Here is a 26,608-nt window from a genome sequence, read left to right on the forward strand (position 1 = left end):
GAGGAGTCCGCCCGATGCTCTCCGAGCCGTCGACCGCCACCGTCCGTGCCACCCTCCCCGCCGTCGGCGCAGCCATCGGGGACATCGCCGACCTCTTCTACCGAAAGCTGTTCGCGGCCCATCCCGAGCTGCTGCGCGACCTGTTCAACCGTGGCAACCAGGCGTCCGGCGCCCAGCGCCAGGCCCTCGCCGGGTCGATCGCCGCCTTCGCGACCCAACTGGTCGAGCACCCGGACACCCGCCCCGACGTGATGCTGAGCCGGATCGCCCACAAGCACGCCTCGCTCGGTGTGACCGCCGCCCAGTACGACGTCGTGCACACCCACCTCTTCGCCGCCATCGCCGAGGTGCTCGGCGACGCGGTCACCCCGGAGGTCGCGGCCGCCTGGGACGAGGTCTACTGGCTGATGGCCAACGCCCTGATCTCCATCGAGGACCGGCTGTACGCACAGCAGGGCGTCGTCGCCGGTGACGTGTGGCGCGAGTGGGAGGTGAGCGCCCGGATCGAGGAGACCGCGGACGTGGCCACCTTCCAGCTCCGCCCGGCCGACGGCGCGCCCGCCCCCGCCTTCCGGCCCGGCCAGTACGTCTCCGTGCAGGTCGAACTCCCCGACGGGGCCCGCCAGATACGTCAGTACAGCCTCTCCTGCGCCCCCGGCTCGCCGCTGCGCTCGATCACCGTCAAGCGGGTGCGCGGCGGTGGCGCCCCCGACGGCGAGGTCTCGGCGCAGCTGCACGCCCGCACCCGGGCCGGCGACCGGCTGCGGGTCTCCGCCCCGTACGGCGATCTGGTACTCGACGCCACCGACGCCCCGCTGCTGCTCGCCTCCGCGGGCATCGGCTGCACCCCGATGCTGTCGATGCTGGAGCACCTGGCGGCCACCGGCCACAGCGCCCCGATCACCGTCGTGCACGGCGACCGCTCCCCCGCGGACCACGCGCTGCGCACCGACCACGCCCTGCTCACCGGCAAACTCCCCGACGCCGTCGCGCACTTCTGGTACGAGAACCCGGAGCCCGGCCACCGTGCCGACCGCACCGGCCTGGTCGACCTGAGCGGACTGACGGTCCCGTCCGGTACGCATGCGTACCTCTGCGGTCCGCTGCCCTTCATGCGGGCCGTGCGCACCCAGCTGCTGACCAAGGGCGTCGCGGCAGCCGACATCCACTACGAGGTGTTCGGCCCCGACCTGTGGCTCGCCCGGAGCTGAACCTCACGGGGGAAGAGCGGAATTGACCGGATCGGCTCGCACAACTCCCGAACAGCGCGGGCGGGGATGGCCCGGAGGCCGACGCTCCGGTACAAGCGGAGTACGGACTCTCCCCCCACGCCCCCAAGGAGTCGGCCATGTCCACCCCCATGTCCGCGAGCACCTTCCTGGCAGCCCTGAGGAACGAAGGGCTCACCGTCGTCCAGGTGGGCGACTGGCGTACGCACAACCGCAACCACAAGGGCCCCTGGGGCCCCGTGAACGGCGTGATGATCCACCACACGGTCACCAGCGGCACCGCCGCCACCGTCCGGATCTGCCGCGACGGCTACCCGGAGCTCCCCGGCCCGCTGTGTCACGGTGTGATCGCCAAGGACGGCCGGGTCCACCTGGTCGGCTACGGCCGCACCAACCACGCCGGACTCGGCGACGACGACGTCCTGCGCGCCGTCGTCGCCGAGAAGCGCCTGCCGTCCGACAACGAGGCCAACACCGACGGGAACAGGCACTTCTACGGTTTCGAGTGCGAGAACCTCGGCGACGGCAAGGACCCCTGGCCCGAGGCCCAGCTCGAAGCCATCGAGAGGGCGGCCGCCGCGGTCTGCCGCCACCACGGCTGGACGTCCCGCTCCGTCATCGGCCACAAGGAGTGGCAGCCCGGCAAGATCGATCCGCGCGGCTTCACGATGGACTCCATGCGGGCCCGGATCCACGACCGCCTGAAGTAGCCGCACGCCCGCACACGCACACAGGGCGGCGGACAACCGGGCAGCGGCCGTGGAGGCGGCGGCAGCACGGGCGACAATGGGCGCATGCCCCGCGACCCTCTCGGACTCTCCCGGCTGCAGCCGGTGCTCCCGTCACCCCTGCAGCCGACCGAGGACGAGCGCTTCGCCCGGCACGGCGTACGGCTGCTGCTCAAGCGCGACGATCTGATCCACCCGGATCTGCCGGGCAACAAATGGCGCAAACTCGCGCCCAATCTGGCGGCGGCCGCCGGGCGCACCGTGCTGACCTTCGGCGGCGCCTACTCCAACCATCTGCGCGCCACCGCCGCCGCCGGCCGGCTGCTCGGCTTCCCCACCGTCGGCGTCGTACGCGGCGACGAGCTGGCCGGCCGGCCGCTCAACCCGTCGCTGGCGCAGTGCGCGAAGGACGGCATGCGCCTGCACTTCGTGGACCGCGCGACGTACCGCGCGAAGACCGATCCGGCGGTCCTGGAGCGGCTGCTGAGCGGCTACGGGGAGTGCAGCGTCGTCCCGGAGGGTGGCAGCAACGCCCTGGCCGCACAGGGCTGTACAGCGCTCGGGCGGGAGCTGCACGGTGCGGCCGACGTGGTCGCGGTGGCCTGCGGCACCGGTGGCACCCTCGCCGGTCTCGCCGCGGGCCTCGCACCGGGGCAGCGGGCGCTCGGCATACCCGTGCTGCGCGGGGGCTTCCTGGGGGACGCGGTACGGGAGCTGCAGCGGGAGGCGTTCGGCGGGCCCGCCGGAGTGTGGTCCCTGGACGAACGCTTCGCCTTCGGCGGCTACGCCCGTACGACCGGGGAGCTGCACGCCTTCGCCGACGACTTCGAGGAGCGCCACGGACTGCCCGTCGAGCGGCTCTACGTCGCCAAGCTGCTGTACGGGCTGACCGTCCTGGCCCGGGAGGGCGCGTTCGCCCCGGGGACCAGGCTCGTCGCTGTCGTCACGGGTCAGCCCTGGGGGGCCTCCGACTCCTCGCGGTAGGCCGCCGCCTCCTCCAGGTCCAGCCGCCGCAGCAGGTTCCGGAGCATCTCGTCGTCGATCCGCCGCTCGTCCCGCAGCCGTACGAAGACCGTGCGCTCGGCGTCGATCATTTCGCGGGCGAGGCGCCGGTAGGTGTCGTCGGCCGACTCGCCGGTCAGCGGGTTGGCCGCGCCGAGCCGCTCCCACACGGAGTTCCGACGCCGCTCCAGAACCGTGCGCAGCCGGTCGGCGAGCGGTTCGGGCAGACGGTTGCGCGGGTCGGCGAGCAGCTCCTCCAGGCGCGCATCGGCGGCCGCTGACGCCTCGCTCTGGGCCTGCGCCTCGGCCAGGGTCTCGACCTTCGGGTCGCGGCCCGGGAGCTTCAGGATGCGCACCAGGAGGGGCAGGGTGAGCCCCTGGATGACCAGGGTGCCGATGACGGTGGTGAAGGTCAGGAAGAGCACCAGGTTCCGGGCCGGGAAGTCCTCGCCGGCCGTCGTCACCAGCGGGATGGAGAAGGCGATGGCGAGCGAGACGACGCCGCGCATCCCGGCCCAGCCGACGATCAGCGGCGAGGTCCAGGCGATCCCGGGCTCGCGCTCCCTGATCCTCTTCGACAGCAGAACCGGCAGGTAGGTGCTCGGGTACACCCAGATGAAGCGGACCACGACGACGGCGAGGAACACGGCCACCGCATACCAGAGCGCCTGCGCGACGGCGTACGCACCGAGGCCCTTCAGCACGAAGGGCAGCTGCAGTCCGATCAGCGCGAAGACCGCCGACTCCAGGATGAACGCGACCATCTTCCACACGGCCGCCTCCTGGAGCCGGGTCGCGAAGTCGACCTGCCAGGCGCGGTGCCCCAGGTAGAGCGCGACGACGACCACGGCGAGCACTCCGGAGGCGTGCACCCGTTCCGCCGCCGCGTACGCCACGAAGGGGATCAGCAGCGACAGGGTGTTCTGCAGCAGCGGCTCCTTGAGGTGTGTGCGGAGCCAGTGCAGCGGCACCATCAGCACCAGGCCGACCCCGACACCTCCGACCGCCGCGACCAGGAACTCCGTGATCCCGGCGCCCCAGCTGACGCCCTCACCGACGGCGGCGGCCAGCACCACCTTGTAGGCGGTGATCGCGGTCGCGTCGTTGACCAGGGACTCGCCCTGCAGGATGGTCGTGACCCGGGAGGGCAGCCCGACCCGGCGGGCGATGGCAGCCGCCGTGACGGCGTCCGGCGGCGCGATGACGGCGCCCAGCACCAGCGCGGCGGTCAACGGCAGGTCGGGCACCAGCCAGTACGCCAGCCAGCCGACGGCGAAGGTCGCGAAGAGGACGTAGCCGACGGAGAGCAGGGCGATCGGCCGGACGTTGGCCCGCAGGTCGAGGTACGAGCTGTCGACCGCGGCCGTGTAGAGCAGCGGCGGCAGCAGCAGGGGCAGCACGATGTGCGCGTCCAGCGTGTACGTCGGAATGCCGGGCAGGTAGGAGGCGAGCAGCCCCACGGCGACCAGCATCAGGGGGGCGGGCACCGGGGTGCGGCGGGCGGCCCCCGCGATCGCCGCACTGGCCGCGACCAGTGCCACCAGGGGCAATGCGTCCATCTCACCGTCCTCACATCCGTCGTAACCTGACAATCATGAGTGAGTGCCTGCACGTTCTCGAACTGCCGCGCGCCGAGCCCGTCCCGCTCAGCGCCACGTGTCCCGAATGTCTTGCTGCGGGCACCCACCCCGTACAACTGCGTCTCTGCCTGACCTGCGGGCACGTCGGCTGCTGCGATTCGTCACCCCTGCAGCACGCCACGGAACACTTCAAGGAAACCGGCCATCCGGTCATGCGGAGCTTCGAGGCCGGCGAGAACTGGCGCTGGTGCTTCGAGGACGGTTCGATCGTCTGACGTCTGGGTACGTCAAACCGGCGCCGGTTGTTCGCAATTGACCGCCGCAGACCTCTAGCCACTGTGTGTACTCATGGGCCTACCATGAGTGACAGTCGCGGGACGGGGTACGGGCGACACGGCATCATGGATCGCGATAGCGTCGCCGGACCAAGTACCGAAGACGTACCGCATGGCTCCGGGGCACCCTTCCCGGACCCTCGAAAGAGTTTGTGCCACCTTGGAGGTGAGGGTGTCCCAGATCGCAGGCGAGCCCGGGAATCAGGACTTCGTGGAAGTCCGGCTGCCCGCTGCGGGTGCCTACCTGTCCGTGCTGCGTACGGCCACGGCCGGTCTCGCAGCGCGCTTGGACTTCACTCTCGACGAGATCGAGGATCTCCGTATCGCGGTCGACGAGGCCTGCGCGATCCTGCTGCAGCAGGCCGTGCCGGGCTCCGTCCTCAGCTGCGTCTTCCGACTCGTCGACGACTCTCTCGAAGTGACGGTGGCGGCCCCGACGACGGACGGCAGGGCCCCGGAGCGCGACACCTTCGCCTGGACGGTGCTCTCCGCACTGGCCGGCAAGGTCGACTCCACGGTCGCCGATGACCGTACGGTCAGCATCAGCCTGTACAAACAGCGCGGCGCGGGACCCGGGCCGGCGTGAGCAACGGGAACGGGGACGGTCCTGTGCGGGACGAGACGATCCGACCAGGGGTGGTGCGACCGGCAGGCATCCCGGATCAGCAGGCGCTGCCCCATCCGGAGGACGGGGCGGACGAGCCGGTGGTCCGTACGGTCGCGGTGGAGCAGGCGGAGCGGGCAGGCCAGATGAGCGAGCACGGACACCACGATCCACATGACCGCAGCGGGGCCCGGGCGCTCTTCATCGAGCTGCGGAAACTCCCGGACGGCTCGCCGGAGAAGGCCGAGCTGCGCAACCGGCTGGTGCGGATGCATCTGCCGCTCGTGGAGCATCTGGCCCGCCGGTTCCGCAATCGCGGCGAGCCCTTGGACGATCTGACGCAGGTCGCCACGATCGGCCTGATCAAGTCGGTGGACCGGTTCGACCCGGACCGTGGCGTCGAGTTCTCCACGTACGCGACACCGACGGTCGTGGGCGAGATCAAGCGCCACTTCCGGGACAAGGGCTGGGCGGTGCGGGTGCCGCGCAGGCTGCAGGAGCTGCGCCTCTCGCTCACGACGGCCACCGCGGAGCTCTCTCAGCAGCACGGCCGGTCGCCCACGGTCCATGAGCTGGCGGAGCGGCTCGGCATCTCCGAGGAAGAGGTCCTGGAGGGCCTGGAATCGGCCAATGCCTACAGCACGCTCTCGCTGGACGTGCCGGACACCGACGACGAGTCCCCGGCGGTGGCGGACACCCTGGGCTCCGAGGACGAGGCGCTGGAGGGCGTCGAGTACCGGGAGTCGCTGAAGCCGCTGCTGGAGGATCTGCCGCCGCGGGAGAAACGCATCCTGCTGCTCCGGTTCTTCGGCAACATGACGCAGTCGCAGATCGCACAGGAGGTCGGCATCTCCCAGATGCATGTCTCGCGCCTGCTGGCCCGCACACTGGCCCAGCTGCGCGAACGGCTGCTCGTCGAGGAGTAGCGGGCGCAGGGCATCCGGCTTCGCGCGCGGGCACGTCGGGTTGCCGCGCGTTGCGCGTCCGCCGTCACCGGCCGGGTCGTCGCACGTCCGGTGTCACGCACGGAACGGCGTCGCGCGTCACACCCCTGGCGTCGCGCGCGGACCCTGGATGCCCAGCGCCTCCCTGGTCGCCGGCCTGACCAGCTGCACCAGCGCGGTCAGCGCCACCGCGGCCAGGACCATGCCCGCCGGGATGAGCACGCCGTGCGAGCGCAGCAGCGTCCAGGCCACCGGCAGCGCGATGATCTGCGTGATCAGCGCCGGGCCCCGGCTCCAGCTGCGCCGCCGCAGCAGCCCGCGGGCGGCGAACAGCGGGATCAGGCCGAGCACGATCAGCGTGAGCCCGCCCATCTCCGCCTGCTGCGGGCTGTCCGGCCGGCCGAGCAGGCCCATGACCAGCATGTACATCCCGCCGAGAGCGAGCGCCGCCCCTTCGAGGGCGTTGAGTCCTGCCACGAGGGCGATCCTGGCCGGCTTCGTCGGCTCGATCGCGGGCGACGGGGACGGCGTGTTCTGCTGAGTACTCACCCTTGCAGGTTGGCATCCCCGCGCTGCGAAAGCGAAGCCGGGGTCCGGATCGGAGCGCCGCCGCGCAGCCCATCGCGCGCGGGTCGTCACCGAGCGTGAAGGTGATGGGCCAGGGCTTCAGACCGATACCGCGCGGTAGGTAGTCTGGCGGTCATGCGCGCACTCCTTGTGGTCAATCCAGCTGCTACCACCACCAGTGCGCGGACCCGTGACGTGCTCATCCACGCGCTCGCCAGCGAGATGAAGCTGGAGGCCGTGACCACGGAGTACCGCGGGCACGCCCGTGACCTGGGGCGGCGTGCCGCCGACTCCGACGACATCGATCTGGTCGTCGCCCTCGGCGGCGACGGCACGGTCAACGAGGTCGTCAACGGGCTGCTCCACAACGGTCCCGATATCGACAGCCTGCCGCGCCTCGCCGTGGTGCCCGGCGGTTCCACCAATGTCTTCGCCCGCGCGCTGGGGCTGCCCAATGACGCGGTGGAGGCGACCGGCGCCATCCTGGACGCGCTCGCCAACCGGACCGAACGCACGGTCGGCCTGGGACTCGCGGCCGGCACGCCCGGCACCGAGGACGAGTCGGTTCCCGCACGCTGGTTCACGTTCTGTGCCGGTCTCGGATTCGACGCGGGCGTGGTCGGCCGGGTCGAACAGAAGCGCGAACGCGGCAAGCGGTCCACCCATGCCCTGTACGTACGCCAGGTGGTCCGGCAGTTCCTGGAGGAACCGCACCGGCGACACGGGGCGATCACGCTGCAGGTCCCGGGCGAGGACCCGGTCACCGACCTCGCGCTGTCCATAATCTCCAACACGGCACCCTGGACCTACCTGGGGAATCGCCCCATATACGCGTCCCCGAAGGCCTCGTTCGACACCGCCCTGGACGTCCTCGGACTGAAGCGCCTCTCCACCCCCGCGGTCGCCCGGTACGGCACCCAGCTGCTCACTTCCAGCCCCGACAAGGGCCCGCAGGGTAAGCACGCCGTTTCACTTCACGACCTCACGGACTTCACCTTGCATTCAAAGGTTCCACTGCCGTTCCAGATGGACGGCGACCACCTGGGCCTGCGTACCAGTGTGGCGTTCACAGGCGTACGCCGTGCACTGCGTGTGATTGTGTGAGCGGAAGCGCCGAAAGTCCTTTAACTCGAACGTTTGGACTGGCCTCCACCCCATGGAAGTACGGCTGTGACCTAGCCGACACCGAGGAATCAAAAAAAAGTTTCCAGAAGGGGTTGTATCCGCCGCCGAGGTTTGCGAATCTCTACATGGCGATCGGGACGGCCCGCAACAACGGCCTCCACTGAGAGCCAGAACCCCTCCTCACTGCACAGGACCACAACCAGTTCATCTGGGCGTCGGCCCGTCACCTGCGGGGGGATTCGTGAAAGCGTTCACATTCACAAGCAATCGTATGCAATACCAAGGAGAGGTAGCAGCCATGGACTGGCGTCACAACGCCGTTTGTCGTGAGGAAGACCCCGAGCTGTTCTTCCCCATCGGCAACACCGGTCCTGCGCTGCTGCAGATCGAGGAAGCCAAGGCCGTCTGCCGTCGCTGCCCCGTCATGGAGCAGTGCCTGCAGTGGGCGCTCGAGTCCGGCCAGGACTCCGGCGTCTGGGGTGGCCTCAGCGAGGACGAGCGCCGCGCGATGAAGCGCCGCGCCGCTCGCAACCGGGCGCGTAACGCCAGCGCCTGATCCGACGCCACCGCTACGAGCCTCTGCCAGGCGGCGCGTACAGAGCGTACGCACCACCCCGCCCCCCGAGTCGCAGCGCGCAGTACCCCGAAGCGCACGCTTGACCAGTGAGCCCGGACCGTCAACAGCGGTCCGGGCTCACTGCTGTTCCCGCGCGGAACAGCCCCCGGTCACTTCTCCGCGCTGACCGGAATGTCGAGGATCACCTGGGTGCCGCGCTCGGGGGCCGGGACCATGCCGAACGACCCGCTCAACTCGCCCTCCACCAGCGTCCTCACGATCTGCAGACCCAGATTGCCGGCGCGCTGCGGGTCGAACCCCTCGGGCAGTCCGCACCCGTCGTCCTGGACCGTGATCAGCAGTCGCGCCTCGGACGGCGAGCCGCCGCGTACGGCGGACACCTCGACCGTGCCGGTCTGGGCGACGGTGAACGCGTGCTCCAATGCGTTCTGCAGCACTTCGGTGAGCACCATGGCCAGCGGTGTGGCGACTTCCGCGTCGAGGATCCCGAAGCGGCCCGTCCGCCGGCAGGTGACCCTGCCCGGGGAGATCTCGGCGACCATCGCGATCACCCGGTCGGCGATCTCGTCGAACTCGACCCGCTCGTCCAGATTCTGGGACAGCGTCTCATGGACGATGGCGATCGAACCGACGCGCCGCACCGCCTCATTGAGGGCCTCGCGGCCCTGCTCGGAGTCCATCCGGCGGGCCTGCAGCCGCAACAGGGCGGCCACGGTCTGGAGGTTGTTCTTCACCCGGTGGTGGATCTCCCGGATGGTGGCGTCCTTCGTGATCAACTCACGTTCGCGGCGACGCAGTTCGGTGACGTCACGGAGCAGCACGAGGGAGCCGATGCGGACCCCCTTGGGCTTGAGCGGGATCGCCCGGAGCTGGATCACACCGCCCGCGCACTCGACCTCGAACTCACGGGGCGCGTAACCGCTGGCCAGTTTGACCATCGCCTCGTCCACCGGCCCGCGGGACGGGGCGAGTTCGGCGGTCGTCCCGCCGAGGTGGTGACCGACCAGGTCGGATGCGAGGCCCAGCCGGTGGTACGCGGAGAGGGCGTTGGGGCTGGCGTACTGGACGACGCCGTCGGCATCGAGCCTGATCAGCCCGTCGCCGACGCGCGGCGACGCGTCCATGTCGACCTGCTGGCCGGGGAACGGGAAGGCCCCGGCGGCGATCATCTGGGCCAGGTCGGAGGCCGACTGCAGGTAGGTGAGCTCCAGTCGGGACGGGGTACGGACGGTCAGGAGGTTGGTGTTCCGGGCGATGACGCCGAGGACCCGGCCCTCGCGGCGTACGGGGATGGACTCGACCCGTACGGGCACCTCCTCGCGCCACTCCGGGTCGCCCTCGCGCACGATCCGGCCCTCGTCGAGCGCCGCGTCCAGCAGCGGGCGGCGGCCGCGCGGCACCAGGTGGCCGACCATGTCGTCCTGGTAGGAGGTGGGGCCGGTGTTGGGCCGCATCTGGGCGACCGACACGTAGCGGGTCCCGTCGCGGGTGGGGACCCACAGGACCAGGTCGGCGAAGGACAGGTCGGAGAGCAGCTGCCACTCCGAGACCAGCAGATGCAGCCACTCGAGGTCGGTGTCGCTCAGGGCTGTGTGCTGGCGGACGAGGTCGTTCATGGAGGGCACGTGTGCGAGCGTACCTGTGGATCCGCAGTGGTTCCGAACCGAACGACCCGCCCGTACGTGCGGAAGGGAGGGGGCAGGAAATTGCCCGGCTCCGATGGATGGACAGGGCTTAATGGTCTAGTCCACAATGCTCAAGACAGAGCTTCCGCTCTCCCCGCACAGGAGGGCGGACCGAGGTACCCGCGCTCTCTGCCCTGACTGCGCCGGTGCCTCTCCCCGGCCGGGGGCACCGCACACCGCCGGCCGAGCAACTCCGGGCTGCGGTGCCGGTCGGGCTGAGGGTCCCGTCCTGGCGCCGCGGCCCGCGGGTGTTTCCAGGGGCCCGTTCAGCGGGTCTCGGTGACCTTGGCCAGCGCGCGGGGCGCGTCCGGGTCCTGGCCGCGGGCGATCGTCACCTCGTACGCCAGCATCTGCAGCGGCAGGATCTCCAGGATCGGCTGGACCTCCTCGGCAACCCCGGCCGTCGGCAGCACGAAGCCCGCGGACGCCGCCTCCACCTGGGCCTTCGGGCCGACCACGACAAGGTCCGCGCCACGGCCCCGCAACCGGTCCAGGACCGGCTGGAGGGCCTCGCCGCCCCGGCCGTCGGTGACCACGGCGATCACCGGGGAGATGTTGTCGACCATGGCGAGCGGGCCGTGCAGCAGATCGGCACCCGAGTAGGAGAGAGCGGGGATGTAGCTCGTCTCCATCAGCTTCAGGGCGGCTTCCTTCGCCGTGGGGTAGCCGTAGCCGCGCGAGGTGATGACCATGCGCTCGGCGAACCGGTAGCGCGAAGCCAGCCCTCTGACCTCGTCCTTGCGGGCCAGGATCGCGTCGGCCGGCCCGGGCAGGACCGCAGCGGCGGCGCCGTCACCGCCCCGCAGGCCCTCGACGAAGAGGTACAGGGAGAGCAGGGACGCGGTGTACGTCTTGGTGGCCGGGAGGGCCTTCTCGGGGCCCGCCAGGATGTCGATGTGGTACTCGGAGACGGCGGCGAGCGGCGAGTCCGGGTTGTTGGTGACGGCCAGGGTGATCGCGCCGGCCTCACGGGCCGCCCGGGTGGAGGCCACCAGGTCGGGTGAGCCGCCGGACTGGCTGACGGTGATGACGAGGACGTCGCGCAGGTCCGGCTCGGCGCCGTACGCCGTGGTGGTGGACATCGACGCCAGGCCGCAGGGCAGGCCGAGCCGGATCTCCAGCAGGTACTTGGCGTAGAGCGCGGCGTTGTCCGACGTGCCGCGCGCGGTGAGCAGGACGAAACGGGGGTTCCTGGCCGCGATCCCGGCGGCCACCGCGCGGATTCCAGGGGCTCCGCGGTCGAGGATGCGGCGCAGCACCTCGGGCTGCTCGGCCATCTCGGCGGACATGATGCGGCCCGGCTGCTCGCCCTCTCCGGCCGGATGTGCGACGGACATGTCGCTGTCCTCCCAGGGGTGCCCCGGTGCGTCCAGAGCACCGTCCGGCCAAGTCGACCACGGGGAGGGCGAGGACCGCCGGCGGGCCGCGGCCGGACAGCGCGCGAACGGCACCCGAAAGTCGCCGTCCGGCAGTCCGGCTCTGCTAAATTAGTTCTTGATTGGTCTATACCACATGTCATCATCTTCTCAGATCGGCAGGCCCCGCGTGGAAGTTGTCATCGTCCCGGACGCCAAGGCAGGCGGCGAGCTCATCGCGGGGGCCATCGGCGCCCTGCTCGGCCGCAAGCCCGACGCACTTCTCGGCGTTGCCACCGGCTCGACCCCGCTGCCCATCTACCAGGCCCTGGCCGCCAAGGTCCGCTCCGGCGAGGTGGACGCGTCGCGCGCCCGCATCTGCCAGCTCGACGAGTACGTCGGCCTGCCGGCCGGCCACCCCGAGTCGTACCGCTCGGTGGTGCTGCGCGAGGTCGTCGAACCGCTCGGCCTGTCCGAGGCGTCCTTCATGGGCCCCGACGGCACCGCCGAGGACGTCCAGGCGGCCTGCGAGGCGTACGACAAGGCACTTGCCGCGGCCGGCGGGGTGGACCTGCAGCTGCTCGGCATCGGCACCGACGGGCACATCGGCTTCAACGAGCCGTGCTCCTCGCTCGCGTCCCGCACCCGGATCAAGACGCTGACCCAGCAGACCCGGATCGACAACGCGCGCTTCTTCGACGACGACATCACCCAGGTGCCGCACCACGTGATCACGCAGGGCATCGGCACGATCCTGGAGTCGCGCCACCCGATCCTGCTGGCGACCGGTGAGGGCAAGGCCGAAGCAGTGGCGCAGACCGTGGAGGGGCCGGTGGCGGCGTTCGTACCGGCGTCGGCGCTGCAGCTGCATCCGCGGGCGACGGTGGTGGTGGACGAGGCGGCGGCGTCGAAGCTGAAGCTGGCGGACTACTTCCGGGCCACGTATGCGGCGAAGCCGCGCTGGCAGGGAATCTAGTGCTGTGACCGGAAGGGTTTGCCGGGAGGCTCGCGGCGTCCGGTGCGGTGCATCGCAAGGCGGAGCATCGCCCGCGTACGGGATGTACTCGGGTGATGCGGCAACGCGGCGAGGTGCCGTGCCGGGCGGCGCGTGCCGGTGAACCTTTCCGGTCACAGCACCAGGGCACCGGACACGGGAGGGCCGGGGCACCGTGTCGGTGCCCCGGCCCTCCCGTTCGCCACTGCGGCGACGGGACGCGCCGTCCTCGAACGCCGGACGGAACGGGGTCAGACAGTGGACGGGCCGGGGGACCCGGTGATGGCCTCTGCCGCTGCCCGGCCGCAGACTCGGGCCGCGCCGTGGGTCACCACGTACAGCGCTCCCCTCGGCTCCGCCTGAGGGACCCCCATCTCGACCACCACCGTGTCGGGACGTTCCGCGAGGAGGGCGTCCAGGGCCTGTGACATCCACGCGTGGCGGTGTGCGTCGCGTACGACCGCGACGATGCGCCGCTCCCCCGCCGCCCGCATCACCGCGGCCGCGGGTTCCCCGGTCTCGCCGCTGTAGGTGTCCGTCGCGGTGCCGGGCAGGATGCGGGCCAGTTCGGCCGCGACGCCCCACGGGGTCTCGTCACCGACCGCGATGTTCGCGACCGGGGTGAACGCGGCCACGTACGCCGGTTCCGTGAGCAGCTCGCCGGTGCCGGTCAGCCGCACCGCGCGACGGGCGGCGGCCAGGCCGATGTCGGCAGCGATACCGGTGCCGGGCGCGGTCCCCTCCTGCGTTGCCGCGCCCGGCTCCGGGTCAGCCCCCCGGGCCCGCTGCGTCCAGGACGCGAGGGCACGTACCCGTGCCGCCGCGTCGGCCAGCCGCTCCTCGGGCAGTTCGCCGGTCCGTACCGCCGTGACCAGCGCGTCGCGCAGCCGCAGCACAGTGGCCTCGTCCTCCAGGCCGCCGCCGACGCAGATCGCGTCGGCGCCCGCCGCGATCGCGAGGACGGAACCGCGCTCGATTCCGTAGGTCGAGGAGATGGCCTGCATCTCCATGCCGTCGGTGACGATCAGGCCGTCGTAGCCCAGCTCCTCGCGCAGCAGACCGGTGAGGATCTGCGGACTCAAGGTGGCCGGGCGGTCCGGGTCGAGCGCGGGCAGCAGGATATGCGCGCTCATCACCGATTTGGAACCCGCCGCGATCGCGGCCCGGAAAGGCACCAGCTCACGGGCGTGCAAGGTGTCGAGGTCCACATCGATGCGGGGCAGCGCATGGTGCGAGTCGACGGCGGTGTCGCCGTGCCCCGGGAAGTGCTTGGTGCAGGCGGCGACGCCGGCGGCCTGGAGGCCCTCGACGTACGCGGCGGTGTGCCGGGCGACGAGGTGCGGGTCGGCTCCGAAGGACCGTACGCCGATGACCGGATTGCCCGGGTTCGAGTTGACGTCGGCGGACGGCGCCCAGTTGAGGTTGACTCCGCACTCGGCGAGCCTGCGGCCGAGCTCCCGGGCGACCGCACGGGTCAGCTCCAGGTCGTCGACGGCGCCGAGCGCGTGGTTGCCGGGGAAGGACGAGCCGTGACGCACTTCGAGCCGGGTGACGTCACCGCCTTCCTCGTCGATCGCGACGAGCACGTCGTCCCGCTCGGCCCGGAGCTGGGCGGTGAGCGCCGCAAGCTGCTGCGGCGACGTGATGTTGCGGCCGAACAGGCCGACGGAGGAGAGGCCTTCGCCGACGCGGCGGAGCAGCCAGTCGGGGGCGGTGGTGCCGGTGAACCCGGGCTGCAGGACGGCGAGGGCGTCGCGCGTGACGGTGTCCGTGGTGGAGGTGAAGGTGGTCATGGGGCGGCGTTATCCCTTCACGGCGCCATCGGTAAGACCGCTCACGGCCTTGCGCTGCAGGTAGATGAAGAGGATCAGGATCGGCACGGCGAAGAGCGAGGACGCGGCCATCGTCGCTCCCCAGTCGTCGCCGAACGCCGTCTGGAACTGCGAGAGCCAGAGCGGCAGGGTCTGCGACTCGATGTCCTTGTTGATGATCAGGACGAGCGGGAATTCGTTCCAGGCAGTGACGAAGCCGAAGAGCGAGGTCGCCATCAGACCGGGTCCGAGCAGCGGCAGGATCACCTTCATGAAGGCCTGCGGGCGGGTGCAGCCGTCGACCATGGCGGACTCCTCCAGCTCCTTGGGCACCGCGGCAACATAGCCGCGCAGCGTCAGGACGGTGAAGGGCAGGACCATCATCATGTAGAAGATCGTCAGCGGGACCAGGCTGTTCAGCATGTCCGCGTCGCGGACCAGCATGTAGATCGCGATGACCATGACTTCCCACGGCGCCATCTGCGCGATCATGAAGGTCAGCAGGATGCCGCGGCGGCCCTTGAAGCGCATGCGCGCCATCGCGAAGGACGCCAGCAGCGCGATCACCAGCGAGGCAGCGACGGAGACGATCGTCACTGTGAACGAGTTGCCGACGAGGGTCCAGAAGTGGTCCGCCGCGACGGCCTTCTTGAAGTGCTCGAACGTGATGTCCGTCGGGAACCACACCGGGGTCTCGGTGACGATGTCGCCGGTCGGCTTGAAGGCCGTGCTGAACATCCAGTAGACGGGGAAGGCGAAGCCTATGAAGAGGACGACCGCAGTCGCGTTGGGCCAGATCCGGCCGAACAGTGAGCGCCTCACAGCTCGTCCTCCTCTTGCTTGAGTACGGTGCGCAGGTAGTAGCCGGTCAGGACCAGCAGGACGATGATCGTCAGGAACGAGATGGCGGCGCCCATGCCGAAGTGCTGATTGCCGACGCCTTCGACGAACGCGTAGACGGGCAGCGTCTCGGTGAGCCGGTCGGGACCGCCTTCGTTGATCGCGAAGAGCTGGGCGAAGGACTTGAAGACCCAGATGACCTCGAGGAAGGTCGTGGCCACCAGGAACGGCTTGAGGAACGGGAACGTCACCGAGGTGAAGCTCTTCCAGGTTCCGGCACCGTCGAGCGAGGCGGCTTCGTACAGCTCCTTGGGGATCGTCGTCGACGCGGCGTACAGGTTGATCGCCACGAACGGGATGGACTGCCAGACGATCACCAGGGTGACCAGCGAGAAGGTGGAGAACTGGCTGCTCAGCCAGTTGTAGTCGGCCATCGAGTGCCAGCCGAGGCTGTCGAGCACGTAGTTGACTACACCGAACCGCTGGGCGAACAGCCACTGGTAGACCGTGGTCGCTGCGATCATCGGCATGGCCCAGGCGAGCACGAGGCCCAGCATGAGCAGCAGGCGCATCTTCTTGCCCAGCCGCGCGAGCAGCAGGCCGACCAGCAGGCCGATCAGCATGATCAGGACGACGTTGGCGGCGGTGAAGACGATCGACCGCTCGACGACCTTCCAGAAGTCCGAACCGCTGAGGACTTCCTGGTAGTTGTCGAAGCCGTTCCACTCGGTCAGGTGGAGGATCAGCTGGCGCGGGTTGAGGTTCTGGAACGACAGCATGCCGTTCTTGACCAGCGGATACCCGAGGAGCACCGCTGTGGCGAGCAGTGCGGGCAGGAGGAGCAGGTACGGGGCCGAGCCACCGACCCGCTTCTTGCGCGATGCGGCCGGGCCGCCGGGAGGCGCGTCGTCCTTGCGGACACCGGCCGCCGGGACCGAGTCCACTTCTTCGGTCTGCACTGACATGCTCGCCATCTCTTCTTGGGCCGTACGGTCGAGTCACGCGGGAGCGCCGGGGGACGGTCGGTGTCCGCCCCCCGGCGCCTGCGGGTCAGCTCGTCTGCGAGAGACGCTTGTTGATCTCGGCCTCGACCGTCTTGGCGGCGTCGGCCGGGGACTTGCCGTTCAGAACCGCGGTCATGTAGCTCTTGATCGGGTTCGGCGCGTTCTCGACAGCGGCCCACTCGGGGATGAGCGGGGTGGTGCCGCCACCGGCGGCGGCCGGGGCCGCGGCCTCGGCGGCGCCGTTGCCGGTCAGGTTGGAGTTGAGCGACTCCTTGTTCGGGATGACGCCGTTCTCCTTGGCCAGCTGGCCCTCGAACTCGTCCGACAGGGCGAGCTTCAGGAACTCCTTGGCGAGGTCCTGCTTCTTGCTGCCCGCGGCGACCGCGAAGTTGGAGCCACCGAGGAAGACGCCCTCGGGCTTGTCGGCGGTCTCACCCGGGATGGTGAAGTAGCCGATGTCGCTCTCGATCTTCTTGTTGGCCGCGATGGCCGTGCCGGCCTCCCAGCCCATGCCGATGAAGGCACCGACGTTGCCCTTGGCGAAGACCTCGGCCTGCTGCGGGGTGGCCTCGTCCTTGTCCTTGGGGGCCTTGGAGTAGGCCTGGTACTTCTTGTAGAGCTCCATGGCCGCGGTGACCTTGGGGTCGGAGAGGTTGGAGACGTACTTGTCGCCTTCCTTCTTCACCAGGTCCGCGCCCTGACCGATGGTCAGACCGTCGAAGAAGTACCAGTTCTGGCCGGGCAGGTAGATCGGCTCGGCCTTGCCCTTCTTCTTGATGGCGTCGAGGTCCTTGAAGAACTCGTCGCGCGTCTTCGGGGTGTCCGTGATGCCGGCGTCGGCCCAGACCTTCTTGTTGTAGATGACGACGCGGTTGGCGAAGTACCACGGCGCGGCGTACTGCTTGCCGTCGAAGACCGAGGACTTGTTGAGGGCCTCGACCCAGTCGCCGCCGATCTCCTGCTTGAGGCCGCTCAGGTCGGCGAGGCCGCCGGTGGCCGCGTACGCCGGGGTCTGGGTGTTGCCGACCTCGATGACGTCCGGCGGGGTCGACTCGGAGAGAGCCGTCGTGATCTTCTGCTGAATGCCGTCCCACTTCTGGGTCTGGAACTTCAGCTTGGCGCCGGTCTTCTTCTCGAAGGCGGCGGTCAGGCCCTTGGTCCAGCCGGGAGGCGTGGAACCGTCCATGGCCCAGACGGTCAGCGTCTGGCCCTTGTAGCTGTCGGGGCCGGTCTTCTTGGCACTGTCGTCCTTGCCGTCGTCCGAACCGCACGCCGCGATCGAAACCAACATGCCCGCAACGCCGATCGCCGCGATGAGCTTGCGCTTCACGACACCCTCCTCAGGGATGCAAGAGAATTCCCCCCACCACCCGAGATCGCCGTCCGTCGCACAACCGCATACGACGGGTACTGCCCGTGGGGCTGGGACCTGGTCTTTAATGGTTTAGACCAGTACTCGGGAGCTTGGCCTAGACCTTTAGGGGTGTCAAGGGTGTATAAGAAGTGCACTCGCGTCCGTTATAGGACCGACACCTGAGGGAGGGCGACGAGCCGTGACCGGACCGTGCCACCATGTGAGCCGCTACAGACGGAGGAGCCGGTGACGGCAGCAGCACAGCAGTCGGGAAGGCGGGCCATGGGTGCCGGCGGGGGCAGTTCGGACAACGGGAGCGGCACGGGCGCGGCCACGCGTACGGCGCGGGTGCCCAAGTACTACCGCCTCAAGCGCCATCTTCTCGACATGACGGACACCATGCCGCCCGGTACCCCGGTACCGCCGGAGCGAACCCTGGCCGCCGAGTTCGACACCTCGCGCACGACCGTACGGCAGGCCCTCCAGGAGCTGGTCGTCGAAGGCCGGCTCGAACGCATCCAGGGCAAGGGCACGTTCGTCGCCAAGCCGAAGGTCTCACAGGCCCTGCAACTGACCTCGTACACCGAGGACATGCGCGCCCAGGGTCTGGAGCCGACCTCCCAACTGCTCGACATCGGCTACGTCACGGCCGACGACACCCTGGCCGGGCTGCTCGACATCACCACCGGCGGCCGGGTGCTGCGGATCGAGCGACTGCGTCTGGCCAGCGGCGAACCCATGGCCATCGAGACCACCCATCTCTCGGCCAAGCGCTTCCCGGCGCTGCGCCGTTCACTCGTGAAGTACACCTCGCTCTACACCGCACTGGCCGAGGTGTACGACGTACGGCTGGCCGAGGCCGAGGAGACCATCGAGACCTCCCTCGCCACCCCGCGCGAGGCCGGGCTGCTCGGTACGGACGTGGGCCTGCCGATGCTGATGCTCTCCCGTCATTCCCTGGACGGACACGGTGAACCGGTCGAGTGGGTGCGGTCGGTGTACCGCGGCGACCGTTACAAGTTCGTGGCGCGCCTGAAGCGGCCGACCGACTGACCCCGGGGCCCGGCTCCTGACCGGACATCGGCCGAACGATCCGCCGCCGAACGGCCGTTGCCGACGGGAAGCACGTCCGCACAGGGACGGACCGTCAGGAGTCGGACCACCGGACAGCATCCCCTCGCCGGTCCCGGCAGACCGTTGCCGGACCGAAATGCGGACGGGGGGTGACGCTGGCCGGATCTCTCCCCTAGATTTCCTGCGCATTACAACAGGTGGTCAGCGAGGGGACGGAGTCGCCATATGCCAGAAGAAACAGACACGAAACCACCAACGGTCACACCCATGAGGGTGGTCATCGCCCTCTGCCTCATCGCGCCGTTCGTGGCGATGCTCTGGGTGGGTTCGTACGCGAAGGTGGACCCGGCCTTCATCGGCATTCCGTTCTTCTACTGGTACCAGATGCTCTGGGTGCTGATCTCCACCGCGCTCACGATGGTCGCGTACAAGCTGTGGCAGCGTGACCAGCGCTCCCGCAAGGGGGGTGCTTCCGCATGAAGGACGGCGTGAACGGCGTCGCGCTCGGCGTCTTCATCTTCTTCTTCCTGGCCGTCACGGTCATCGGCTTCATGGCCGCGCGCTGGCGCAAGGCCGAGAACGAGGCCAGCCTCGACGAATGGGGTCTGGGCGGACGGTCGTTCGGCACCTGGGTCACCTGGTTCCTGCTCGGCGGCGACCTGTACACCGCGTACACCTTCGTCGCCGTCCCCGCCGCGATCTACGCGGCCGGCGCGGCCGGGTTCTTCGCGGTCCCGTACACCATCCTCGTGTACCCGCTGATCTTCACCTTCCTGCCGCGGCTCTGGTCGGTGTCGCACAAGCACGGGTACGTCACCACCTCGGACTTCGTCCGCGGCCGCTTCGGCTCGAAGGGGCTGTCGCTGGCCGTCGCCGTCACCGGCATCCTCGCCACGATGCCGTACATCGCGCTCCAGCTCGTCGGCATCCAGGCGGTGCTGGACGTAATGGGCGTCGGCGGCGGCGAGAACACCCACTGGTTCGTCAAGGACCTGCCGCTGCTGATCGCGTTCGCGGTGCTCGCCGCGTACACCTACTCCTCCGGGCTGCGGGCCCCCGCGCTGATCGCGTTCGTCAAGGACGGGCTGATCTACCTGGTCATCGCGGTGGCGATCATCTACATCCCGATCAAGCTGGGCGGCTTCGACGACATCTTCGCCAAGGCCGGCGAGGCGTTCTCGCAGACCAACCCCGCAACAGGCAAGCCGCGCGGCGCCCTCGCGCCGGCCGATCCGGGCCAATGGGGCTACGCCACCCTGGCCCTGGGTTCGGCGCTCGCGCTCTTCATGTACCCGCACTCCATCACGGCGACGCTCTCCAGCCGCAGCCGTGACGTGATCCGCCGCAACACCACGATCCTCCCGCTGTACTCGCTGATGCTGGGCCTGCTGGCGCTGCTCGGCTTCATGGCGATCGCCGCCGGGGTGAAGGTGCAGAACGGACAGCTGGCCATCCCGCAGCTGTTCGAGAACATGTTCCCGGACTGGTTCGCGGGCGTCGCGTTCGCCGCGATCGGTATCGGCGCGCTGGTACCCGCCGCGATCATGTCGATCGCCGCGGCGAACCTCTTCACCCGGAACATCTACAAGGACTTCATCAGGCCCGACGCGACCGCGGCGCAGGAGACGAAGGTCTCCAAGCTGGTGTCGCTGCTGGTGAAGGTCGGCGCGCTCGTCTTCGTCCTCACGATGGACAAGACGGTCGCGATCAACTTCCAGCTGCTCGGCGGTATCTGGATCCTGCAGACCTTCCCGGCGCTGGTCGGCGGTCTGTTCACCCGGTGGTTCCACCGCTGGGCGCTGCTCGCGGGCTGGGCGGTCGGCATGGCGTACGGGACGCTCGCCGCGTACGGAGTGGCGAGCCCGACCCAGGCGCACTTCGGCGGGTCATCGAAGGAGATCCCGGGGATCGGCGAGATCGGCTACATCGGTCTGACCGCGTTCGTGCTGAACGTCGTGGTGACGGTGGTGCTGACGTTCGTCCTGAACGCGGTGAAGGCACCGGCCGGAATCGACGAGACGTCGCCGTCGGACTACACGGCGGACGCGGGCGACCCGGGCGTGAAGGTCGAGCTCCCGTCGGCCAGGCCCGAGCCGGCCACCTCCCCCGACGCGAGCCCGTCCGCCAACTAGGGGCACGGAGCTGCCGGCATGCGGCCCGTCCGGCTCCCGCCGGGCGGGCCGCATGCTGCCGGGGAACCGGTCCGATCGGCACATCGAGGACGACGCGGCCCGGGCTCCGTCGGAAACCCGTTGCCCGCCCGCGCACCCCGTGCGGCACACTGCCGCCCATGGACATCTCCATCAGGGCCGTCACCCCCACCGAACACCGCCCCCTCGGTGAGATCACCGCACACGCGTACCTCGACGACGGCCTGCTCCACTTCGGCGCCGACGACCCGTATCTCGAACTGCTCCGGGACGTCCCCCGCCGCGCCGCCGAAGCCGAAGTGCTTGTCGCGGCCGGCGCCGACGGGCAGTTGCTGGGCGGCGTCACCTACGTATCGCCCGGCAACCCGTGGGCCGATATCGCCGGCCCCGACGAGGCCGAATTCCGGATGCTCGCCGTCGCTCGGGAGGCGCGCGGCCTCGGCACCGGCGAGGCGCTCGTACGGGCCTGTATCGACCGGGCACGCGGCACGGAGGGCATCGCGCGGCTCGTCCTGTCGACGACTCCGGACATGCACGGGGCGCACCGGATCTACCGCCGTCTCGGCTTCGTCAGGACTCCTGAGCGCGACTGGGAGGCTGTTCCGGGCCTTCCGCTGCTCACGTACAGCCTGAGCCTCTGAGCCCGCACGACACAACATGTGGGGGCCGCCTCATCGGGCGGCCCCCACATGTATGCTCGTGCTCGCTGTCGCCGCAGGGAAATCCGGTGCGAATCCGGAACTGTCCCGCAACGGTGTGTTCGGTGCACTTTTGCGCACCCTGAAAGTCCGAGGACCTGCCGACAGCGCGTCCGGCTCGACCGATCCGGACGCCCAGACGTCCGGGCCTCGCGGTTGGGCCGGTGGACGCCGCACAGAGCGCTGCCCTCCTTCTCCGGGCCACCCCTCTGTCCGGCTGCCCCGCCCCCGCCGGCCCCGAGCCGAGCGAGGGAGAGCACCACGTGACCATCGCGCCAGCCGATCCGGCTTCAGTCGCCGAGTCCGCGGGAACCACGAACGACGGACCCGGGACCGCACTGCTGCGGACCCTGACCGACCTCACCGTCGATCTGCCCGACACCGACCCCGGTCGCGTCGCCGCCGCCGCGCTGCGCGGCCGCAACGCCCGTTCGGACGAGGCGGAGTTGCGCTCGCTGGCCACCGAGGCCGCCGCGGGCCTGATCGCCGAGGACCCCGCGTACTCCCGGCTCGCCGCCCGCCTCCTGACCCGCACCATCGCGGACGAGGCGGCCGGTCAGGGCGCGGTGTCGTTCTCCGCCTCGGTCGCCGTCGGTCACCGCGAGGGTCTGATCGCGGACCGCACGGCCGCGTTCGTCGCGCTCCACGCGGCCCGGCTCGATGCGCTGGTCGGGCAGTCGCTCGCCGACGGCGCCGACGACCGGTTCGGCTACTTCGGGCTGCGCACGCTGCACAGCCGCTACCTGCTGCGCCACCCCCACACCCGCCAGGTCATCGAGACGCCGCAGCACTTCATGCTGCGGGTCGCGGCCGGCCTCGCCGAGGACGACTCCGAGCGTGCGCTGGACGAGGTCGCCTCGCTGTACGGCCTGATGAGCCGCCTCGACTACCTCCCCTCCTCCCCCACTCTCTTCAACTCCGGTACCCGGCACCCGCAGATGTCCTCGTGCTATCTGCTGGACTCGCCGCTGGACGAGCTCGACTCGATCTACGACCGCTACCGCCAGGTGGCCCGGCTCTCCAAGCACGCGGGCGGCATCGGTCTCTCGTACTCCCGGATCCGTGCCCGCGGTTCGCTGATCCGCGGCACCAACGGGCACTCCAACGGCATCGTGCCGTTCCTGAAGACGCTCGACGCCTCGGTCGCCGCCGTGAACCAGGGCGGCCGCCGCAAGGGCGCCGCCGCCGTCTACCTGGAGACGTGGCACGCGGACATCGAGGAGTTCCTGGAACTGCGCGACAACACGGGTGAGGACCAGCGGCGTACGCACAACCTCAACCTGGCGCACTGGATCCCGGACGAGTTCATGCGCCGGGTCGACGCGGACGGCGACTGGTCTCTGTTCTCCCCCGCCGACGTGCCGGAACTGGTCGACCTGTGGGGCGACGCGTTCGACGCCGCGTACCGGGCCGCCGAGGCCAAGGGCCTGGCCCGCAAGTCGATGCCCGCGCGTGAGCTGTACGGCCGGATGATGCGGACGCTCGCGCAGACCGGGCAGGGCTGGATGACGTTCAAGGACGCCTCCAACCGGACGGCCAACCAGACCGCCGAGCCGGGCCGCGTCGTCCACTCGTCGAATCTGTGCACCGAGATCCTCGAGGTCACCGACGACGGCGAGACGGCCGTCTGCAACCTCGGTTCGGTCAACCTCGGGGCTTTCGTGGCCGGCGGGGAGATCGACTGGGAGCGGCTCGACGCCACCGTCCGTACCGCCGTGACGTTCCTCGACCGGGTCGTCGACATCAACTTCTACCCGACCGAGCAGGCCGGCCGCTCCAACGCCCGCTGGCGTCCGGTGGGCCTGGGTGCGATGGGGCTCCAGGACGTCTTCTTCCAGCTGCGGCTGCCGTTCGACTCCCCCGAGGCCCGCGCGCTCTCCACGAAGATCTCCGAGCGGATCATGCTGGCCGCTTACGAGGCGTCCTGCGACCTCGCCGAGCGGTCCGGTCCGCTGCCCGCCTGGTCCGAGACGCGGGCCGCCCGCGGTGTGCTGCACCCCGACCACTACGCCACCGAGCTGACCTGGCCGGAGCGCTGGGACGCACTGCGCGCCCGGATCGCGAAGACCGGCATGCGCAACTCGCTGCTGCTGGCCATCGCTCCGACCGCCACGATCGCCTCGATCGCCGGGGTGTACGAGTGCATCGAGCCGCAGGTCTCCAACCTCTTCAAGCGCGAGACCCTGAGCGGCGAGTTCCTCCAGGTCAACGCCTATCTGGTGGACGAGCTGAAGAAGCTCGGCGTATGGGACGCGCGGACCCGTGAGGCGCTGCGCGAGGCAAGCGGCTCGGTGCAGGGGTTCGCCTGGATCCCCGAGGACGTACGGGCGCTGTACCGCACGGCGTGGGAGATCCCGCAGCGCGGACTGATCGACATGGCGGCGGCGCGTACGCCGTTCCTCGACCAGAGCCAGTCGCTGAACCTGTTCCTGGAGACGCCGACGATCGGCAAGCTCTCCTCAATGTACGCGTACGCCTGGAAGCAGGGGCTGAAGACGACGTACTACCTGCGCTCACGCCCGGCGACCCGGATCGCCCGCGCGGCATCCGGCCAGGCCGCGGCCGCCGTCCCCCTGCCCGTGCAGCAGGCGGCGGCTCCCGACGCGGACGCGATCGCCTGCTCCCTCGAAAACCCCGAGTCCTGCGAGGCCTGCCAGTAATGAGCAACACCGAGAAGAACCTGCTCGACCCGGGCTTCGAACTGACCCTGCGGCCCATGCGCTACCCGGACTTCTACGAGCGCTACCGCGACGCGATCAAGAACACCTGGACGGTCGAGGAGGTCGACCTCCACTCCGACGTGGCCGACCTCGCCAAGCTGTCCCCCGGCGAGCAGCACATGATCGGCCGGCTCGTCGCCTTCTTCGCGACCGGCGACTCGATCGTGTCGAACAACCTCGTGCTGACGCTGTACAAGCACATCAACTCCCCCGAGGCGCGGCTGTATCTGTCGCGGCAGCTCTTCGAGGAGGCCGTGCACGTCCAGTTCTATCTGACGCTGCTCGACACGTATCTGCCCGACCCGGACGATCGCGCGGCAGCGTTCGACGCGGTCGAGGAGATCCCGTCCATCCGCGAGAAGGCGCAGTTCTGCTTCAAGTGGATGGACTCGGTCGAGAAGATCGAGCGGCTGGAGACGAAGGCCGACCGCCGCCGCTTCCTGCTGAACCTGATCTGCTTCGCGGCGTGCATCGAGGGGCTGTTCTTCTACGGCGCGTTCGCGTACGTCTACTGGTTCCGCTCGCGCGGCCTGCTGCACGGTCTCGCCACGGGAACCAACTGGGTCTTCCGCGACGAAACGATGCACATGAACTTCGCGTTCGAGGTCGTGGACACCGTCCGCAAGGAGGAGCCCGACCTCTTCGACGACGAGCTCCGGCAGCAGGTCACCGACATGCTGAAGGAGGCCGTCGACGCGGAGCTGCAGTTCGGCCGCGACCTGTGCGGCGACGGTCTGCCGGGCATGAACACCGAGTCGATGCGCGAGTACCTGCAGTGCGTGGCCGACCAGCGGCTCGCCCGGCTCGGCTTTCCGGCGGTCTACGGCTCCGAGAACCCGTTCTCGTTCATGGAGTTGCAGGGCGTCCAGGAGCTGACGAACTTCTTCGAGCGCCGCCCGTCCGCCTACCAGGTGGCGGTGGAGGGCTCGGTCGCCTTCGACGACGACTTCTAGACGCCGGCCCCGACCCTGGGGTACAGGCGCCGCGCGGCCGTGACCGGCTGCGCGGCGCCTGCCGTTTCCCGGGGCTCCGCACGCCGTTCGTGCTCTGCGGCGCGCAGCTCACGGTCGGTCCGGCGCTCCCGTGCGAGCCCGATGAGCGCGGGCAGCAGGACGAGAGCGAAAAGTGCCGCTACGGCCAGGAAGTTCATGAATGTGTTCATGCCTCTACTGTCGTCCGTGCAGCCGAATTTCGGCAGTGGCAGGACTGCCACACAGCATCGAATTGCTGCCACACTGACGTCATGCTGAAGAATGTCGCCGCTCTCCTGCTCGACGAGGTCCACCCCTTCGAACTCGGCGTCCTGTGCGAGGTGTTCGGCCTCGACCGCAGCGACGAGGGTCTGCCGGTCCACGATTTCGCGGTGGTCTCCGCGGAAGGCCCGGTGCTGCAGACCCATGCCGGGTTCACCATCAGCACACCGCACGGACTCGACCGGCTGGAGGAGGCCGACCTCGTCGCCGTACCGGCCGGCAGCCATTTCATGGACCGGGAGTACCCCGAGGAGGTCCTGGCCGCCCTGCGCCGCGCGGTGGACCGGGGAGCGCGTGTGCTGAGCGTCTGCTCCGGTGCGTACGTCCTCGGCGCGGCCGGACTGCTGGACGGCCGCCGCTGCACCACCCACTGGCGCCACGCCGCCGAGCTGGCCCGCCGCTTCCCGCGGGCCGTCGTCGAGCCCGATGTGCTGTACGTGGACGATGGGTCGGTCATCACCTCGGCGGGCACCGCCGCCGGGATCGACGCCTGTCTGCATCTGGTCCGTCAGGCGCACGGCCCCGATGTCGCCAACGCCATCGCCCGCCGCATGGTCGTGCCGCCGCATCGGGACGGCGGCCAGGCGCAGTACATCAAACGTCCGCTGCCGCGCACCGCCTGCGACACGGTCGGCGGGACGCTCGCCTGGATGGAGCGCCACCTGGACCAGGAGATGACCGTCGAGCAGCTCGCCGCCCAGGCGCACATGTCCCCGCGCACCTTCGCGCGCCGCTTCCAGCAGGAGACAGGCACCACCCCGTACCGCTGGCTGCTACGACAACGAGTTCTGCTGGCACAGCACTTGCTGGAGACCTCCGATGAAACGATGGATGGGATCGCCGGCCGTACCGGTTTCGGAAACGCCGCCGCGTTGCGCCATCAGTTCGTCAAGTCCCTCGGGACCACGCCGAATTCCTACCGCCGCACGTTCCGTGGCCCGATGTCCGTCTCCGAAGCCGCCTGATCCACATCGGACCT

The 26,608-nt window shown here is 69.7% G+C and carries 25 protein-coding genes and 1 riboswitch; of the genes, 16 read left to right on the forward strand and 9 right to left on the reverse strand.

Translation table 11 applies throughout. From position 1 onward, the window contains the following. Positions 1 to 14: 14 nt before the first annotated feature. From OG878_RS14220 to OG878_RS14230, 3 genes are all read left to right on the forward strand, one after another. The gene (locus OG878_RS14220) at positions 15 to 1,211 is read left to right on the forward strand and encodes a globin domain-containing protein (protein WP_328887147.1); all 1,197 of its coding nucleotides are present in this window, start codon (positions 15 to 17) and stop codon (positions 1,209 to 1,211) included. Between the two features lie 137 nt (positions 1,212 to 1,348). Continuing rightward, complete coding sequence (locus OG878_RS14225) at positions 1,349 to 1,939, forward strand: N-acetylmuramoyl-L-alanine amidase (RefSeq protein ID WP_328887148.1); 591 nt, start codon at positions 1,349 to 1,351, stop codon at positions 1,937 to 1,939. Positions 1,940 to 2,023: 84 nt separating this feature from the next. Further along, entirely contained in the window at positions 2,024 to 2,941 is a 918-nt protein-coding gene (locus tag OG878_RS14230) for a 1-aminocyclopropane-1-carboxylate deaminase/D-cysteine desulfhydrase (protein WP_328887149.1), read from the forward strand. On the opposite strand, the gene OG878_RS14235 is transcribed toward OG878_RS14230, so the two are convergent. Beyond that, positions 2,908 to 4,518 carry a Na+/H+ antiporter gene (locus tag OG878_RS14235; RefSeq protein ID WP_328887150.1) on the reverse strand — a complete coding sequence of 537 codons (1,611 nt, stop codon included), beginning with the start codon at positions 4,516 to 4,518 and terminating at the stop codon, positions 2,908 to 2,910. The genes OG878_RS14230 and OG878_RS14235 overlap by 34 nt on opposite strands. A 35-nt stretch (positions 4,519 to 4,553) precedes the next feature. Between OG878_RS14235 and OG878_RS14240 the strand changes: the two genes are divergently transcribed. The 3 genes from OG878_RS14240 (at position 4,554) to OG878_RS14250 (ending at position 6,404) form a co-directional block, all read left to right on the forward strand. Continuing rightward, on the forward strand, positions 4,554 to 4,814 hold the full coding sequence (locus OG878_RS14240; protein WP_328887151.1) for a UBP-type zinc finger domain-containing protein: 261 nt from the start codon (positions 4,554 to 4,556) through the stop codon (positions 4,812 to 4,814). Between the two features lie 232 nt (positions 4,815 to 5,046). Then, positions 5,047 to 5,460, forward strand: a complete 414-nt coding sequence (locus OG878_RS14245; RefSeq protein WP_030915678.1) for an anti-sigma regulatory factor — start codon at positions 5,047 to 5,049, stop codon at positions 5,458 to 5,460. A gap of 50 nt (positions 5,461 to 5,510) precedes the next feature. Next, positions 5,511 to 6,404 (forward strand): RNA polymerase sigma factor SigF, encoded by an 894-nt coding sequence (locus OG878_RS14250; RefSeq protein WP_443049107.1) that lies wholly within the window; start codon positions 5,511 to 5,513, stop codon positions 6,402 to 6,404. Between the two features lie 117 nt (positions 6,405 to 6,521). On the opposite strand, the gene OG878_RS14255 is transcribed toward OG878_RS14250, so the two are convergent. After that, a complete protein-coding gene (locus OG878_RS14255) occupies positions 6,522 to 6,899 on the reverse strand; it encodes a hypothetical protein (protein ID WP_328891235.1) in 378 nt (125 codons plus the stop codon). A 225-nt stretch (positions 6,900 to 7,124) separates the two neighbouring features. Between OG878_RS14255 and OG878_RS14260 the strand changes: the two genes are divergently transcribed. Together OG878_RS14260 and OG878_RS14265 are read left to right on the forward strand one after the other, a co-directional pair. Next, a complete protein-coding gene (locus OG878_RS14260; protein ID WP_328887152.1) occupies positions 7,125 to 8,093 on the forward strand; it encodes a diacylglycerol/lipid kinase family protein in 969 nt (322 codons plus the stop codon). Between the two features lie 319 nt (positions 8,094 to 8,412). Then, entirely contained in the window at positions 8,413 to 8,670 is a 258-nt protein-coding gene (locus tag OG878_RS14265) for a WhiB family transcriptional regulator (RefSeq protein WP_003953983.1), read from the forward strand. Positions 8,671 to 8,840: 170 nt separating this feature from the next. On the opposite strand, the gene OG878_RS14270 is transcribed toward OG878_RS14265, so the two are convergent. Both OG878_RS14270 and OG878_RS14275 read right to left on the reverse strand, forming a co-directional pair. Then, positions 8,841 to 10,307: a histidine kinase N-terminal domain-containing protein gene (locus OG878_RS14270; RefSeq protein ID WP_328891236.1), complete on the reverse strand. Its 1,467-nt coding sequence runs from the start codon at positions 10,305 to 10,307 to the stop codon at positions 8,841 to 8,843. 335 nt (positions 10,308 to 10,642) lie between these two features. Next, positions 10,643 to 11,713 (reverse strand): SIS domain-containing protein, encoded by a 1,071-nt coding sequence (locus OG878_RS14275; RefSeq protein WP_328887153.1) that lies wholly within the window; start codon positions 11,711 to 11,713, stop codon positions 10,643 to 10,645. A 208-nt stretch (positions 11,714 to 11,921) separates the two neighbouring features. Between OG878_RS14275 and nagB the strand changes: the two genes are divergently transcribed. Then, complete coding sequence (gene nagB, locus OG878_RS14280; RefSeq protein ID WP_328891237.1) at positions 11,922 to 12,707, forward strand: glucosamine-6-phosphate deaminase; 786 nt, start codon at positions 11,922 to 11,924, stop codon at positions 12,705 to 12,707. Between the two features lie 269 nt (positions 12,708 to 12,976). On the opposite strand, the gene OG878_RS14285 is transcribed toward nagB, so the two are convergent. From OG878_RS14285 to OG878_RS14300, 4 genes are all read right to left on the reverse strand, one after another. Further along, positions 12,977 to 14,518 carry a glycoside hydrolase family 3 protein gene (locus OG878_RS14285; protein ID WP_328887154.1) on the reverse strand — a complete coding sequence of 514 codons (1,542 nt, stop codon included), beginning with the start codon at positions 14,516 to 14,518 and terminating at the stop codon, positions 12,977 to 12,979. Between the two features lie 9 nt (positions 14,519 to 14,527). Continuing rightward, entirely contained in the window at positions 14,528 to 15,358 is an 831-nt protein-coding gene (locus tag OG878_RS14290) for a carbohydrate ABC transporter permease (protein WP_328887155.1), read from the reverse strand. Beyond that, entirely contained in the window at positions 15,355 to 16,341 is a 987-nt protein-coding gene (locus tag OG878_RS14295) for a carbohydrate ABC transporter permease (protein WP_328887156.1), read from the reverse strand. The genes OG878_RS14290 and OG878_RS14295 overlap by 4 nt, the downstream gene beginning before the upstream one ends. A gap of 85 nt (positions 16,342 to 16,426) precedes the next feature. After that, entirely contained in the window at positions 16,427 to 17,710 is a 1,284-nt protein-coding gene (locus OG878_RS14300) for an extracellular solute-binding protein (protein ID WP_328887157.1), read from the reverse strand. Between the two features lie 306 nt (positions 17,711 to 18,016). Between OG878_RS14300 and OG878_RS14305 the strand changes: the two genes are divergently transcribed. From OG878_RS14305 to OG878_RS14330, 6 genes are all read left to right on the forward strand, one after another. Further along, complete coding sequence (locus tag OG878_RS14305) at positions 18,017 to 18,787, forward strand: GntR family transcriptional regulator (protein ID WP_328891238.1); 771 nt, start codon at positions 18,017 to 18,019, stop codon at positions 18,785 to 18,787. Positions 18,788 to 19,033: 246 nt separating this feature from the next. Further along, a complete protein-coding gene (locus tag OG878_RS14310; protein WP_389028974.1) occupies positions 19,034 to 19,288 on the forward strand; it encodes a DUF3311 domain-containing protein in 255 nt (84 codons plus the stop codon). After that, entirely contained in the window at positions 19,285 to 20,940 is a 1,656-nt protein-coding gene (gene mctP / locus OG878_RS14315; protein ID WP_328887159.1) for a monocarboxylate uptake permease MctP, read from the forward strand. The genes OG878_RS14310 and mctP overlap by 4 nt, the downstream gene beginning before the upstream one ends. Positions 20,941 to 21,098: 158 nt before the next feature. Continuing rightward, positions 21,099 to 21,599 carry a GNAT family N-acetyltransferase gene (locus tag OG878_RS14320; RefSeq protein ID WP_328887160.1) on the forward strand — a complete coding sequence of 167 codons (501 nt, stop codon included), beginning with the start codon at positions 21,099 to 21,101 and terminating at the stop codon, positions 21,597 to 21,599. 65 nt (positions 21,600 to 21,664) lie between these two features. After that, positions 21,665 to 21,764: riboswitch (adenosylcobalamin-variant (AdoCbl-variant) riboswitch) on the forward strand. Between the two features lie 155 nt (positions 21,765 to 21,919). Further along, a complete protein-coding gene (locus OG878_RS14325; protein ID WP_328887161.1) occupies positions 21,920 to 24,316 on the forward strand; it encodes a ribonucleoside-diphosphate reductase subunit alpha in 2,397 nt (798 codons plus the stop codon). Further along, the gene (locus OG878_RS14330) at positions 24,316 to 25,329 is read left to right on the forward strand and encodes a ribonucleotide-diphosphate reductase subunit beta (protein WP_277328291.1); all 1,014 of its coding nucleotides are present in this window, start codon (positions 24,316 to 24,318) and stop codon (positions 25,327 to 25,329) included. The genes OG878_RS14325 and OG878_RS14330 overlap by 1 nt, the downstream gene beginning before the upstream one ends. On the opposite strand, the gene OG878_RS14335 is transcribed toward OG878_RS14330, so the two are convergent. After that, positions 25,326 to 25,538 carry a hypothetical protein gene (locus OG878_RS14335; RefSeq protein ID WP_328887162.1) on the reverse strand — a complete coding sequence of 71 codons (213 nt, stop codon included), beginning with the start codon at positions 25,536 to 25,538 and terminating at the stop codon, positions 25,326 to 25,328. The two genes, OG878_RS14330 and OG878_RS14335, sit on opposite strands and share 4 nt — an antisense overlap. 81 nt (positions 25,539 to 25,619) lie before the next feature. On the opposite strand from OG878_RS14335, the gene OG878_RS14340 reads away from it, so the two are divergent. Beyond that, positions 25,620 to 26,594: a GlxA family transcriptional regulator gene (locus OG878_RS14340; protein ID WP_327126734.1), complete on the forward strand. Its 975-nt coding sequence runs from the start codon at positions 25,620 to 25,622 to the stop codon at positions 26,592 to 26,594. The last annotated feature ends 14 nt before the right edge of the window (positions 26,595 to 26,608 follow it).

The sequence above is a fragment of the Streptomyces sp. NBC_00316 genome (genome assembly GCF_036158715.1).
Taxonomy (GTDB): domain Bacteria; phylum Actinomycetota; class Actinomycetes; order Streptomycetales; family Streptomycetaceae; genus Streptomyces.

What these genes read in the sequence shown, in the direction of transcription:
- OG878_RS14220 (WP_328887147.1), top strand. Translation starts at nt 15, where the DNA reads ATGCTCTCCGAGCCGTCGACCGCCACCGTCCGTGCCACCCTCCCCGCC.
- OG878_RS14225 (WP_328887148.1), top strand. Translation starts at nt 1,349, where the DNA reads ATGTCCACCCCCATGTCCGCGAGCACCTTCCTGGCAGCCCTGAGGAAC.
- OG878_RS14230 (WP_328887149.1), top strand. Translation starts at nt 2,024, where the DNA reads ATGCCCCGCGACCCTCTCGGACTCTCCCGGCTGCAGCCGGTGCTCCCG.
- OG878_RS14235 (WP_328887150.1), bottom strand. Translation starts at nt 4,518, where the DNA reads ATGGACGCATTGCCCCTGGTGGCACTGGTCGCGGCCAGTGCGGCGATC.
- OG878_RS14240 (WP_328887151.1), top strand. Translation starts at nt 4,554, where the DNA reads ATGAGTGAGTGCCTGCACGTTCTCGAACTGCCGCGCGCCGAGCCCGTC.
- OG878_RS14260 (WP_328887152.1), top strand. Translation starts at nt 7,125, where the DNA reads ATGCGCGCACTCCTTGTGGTCAATCCAGCTGCTACCACCACCAGTGCG.
- OG878_RS14265 (WP_003953983.1), top strand. Translation starts at nt 8,413, where the DNA reads ATGGACTGGCGTCACAACGCCGTTTGTCGTGAGGAAGACCCCGAGCTG.
- OG878_RS14270 (WP_328891236.1), bottom strand. Translation starts at nt 10,307, where the DNA reads ATGAACGACCTCGTCCGCCAGCACACAGCCCTGAGCGACACCGACCTC.
- OG878_RS14275 (WP_328887153.1), bottom strand. Translation starts at nt 11,713, where the DNA reads ATGTCCGTCGCACATCCGGCCGGAGAGGGCGAGCAGCCGGGCCGCATC.
- OG878_RS14285 (WP_328887154.1), bottom strand. Translation starts at nt 14,518, where the DNA reads ATGACCACCTTCACCTCCACCACGGACACCGTCACGCGCGACGCCCTC.
- OG878_RS14295 (WP_328887156.1), bottom strand. Translation starts at nt 16,341, where the DNA reads ATGTCAGTGCAGACCGAAGAAGTGGACTCGGTCCCGGCGGCCGGTGTC.
- OG878_RS14305 (WP_328891238.1), top strand. Translation starts at nt 18,017, where the DNA reads ATGGGTGCCGGCGGGGGCAGTTCGGACAACGGGAGCGGCACGGGCGCG.
- OG878_RS14310 (WP_389028974.1), top strand. Translation starts at nt 19,034, where the DNA reads ATGCCAGAAGAAACAGACACGAAACCACCAACGGTCACACCCATGAGG.
- mctP (WP_328887159.1), top strand. Translation starts at nt 19,285, where the DNA reads ATGAAGGACGGCGTGAACGGCGTCGCGCTCGGCGTCTTCATCTTCTTC.
- OG878_RS14320 (WP_328887160.1), top strand. Translation starts at nt 21,099, where the DNA reads ATGGACATCTCCATCAGGGCCGTCACCCCCACCGAACACCGCCCCCTC.
- OG878_RS14330 (WP_277328291.1), top strand. Translation starts at nt 24,316, where the DNA reads ATGAGCAACACCGAGAAGAACCTGCTCGACCCGGGCTTCGAACTGACC.
- OG878_RS14335 (WP_328887162.1), bottom strand. Translation starts at nt 25,538, where the DNA reads ATGAACACATTCATGAACTTCCTGGCCGTAGCGGCACTTTTCGCTCTC.
- OG878_RS14340 (WP_327126734.1), top strand. Translation starts at nt 25,620, where the DNA reads ATGCTGAAGAATGTCGCCGCTCTCCTGCTCGACGAGGTCCACCCCTTC.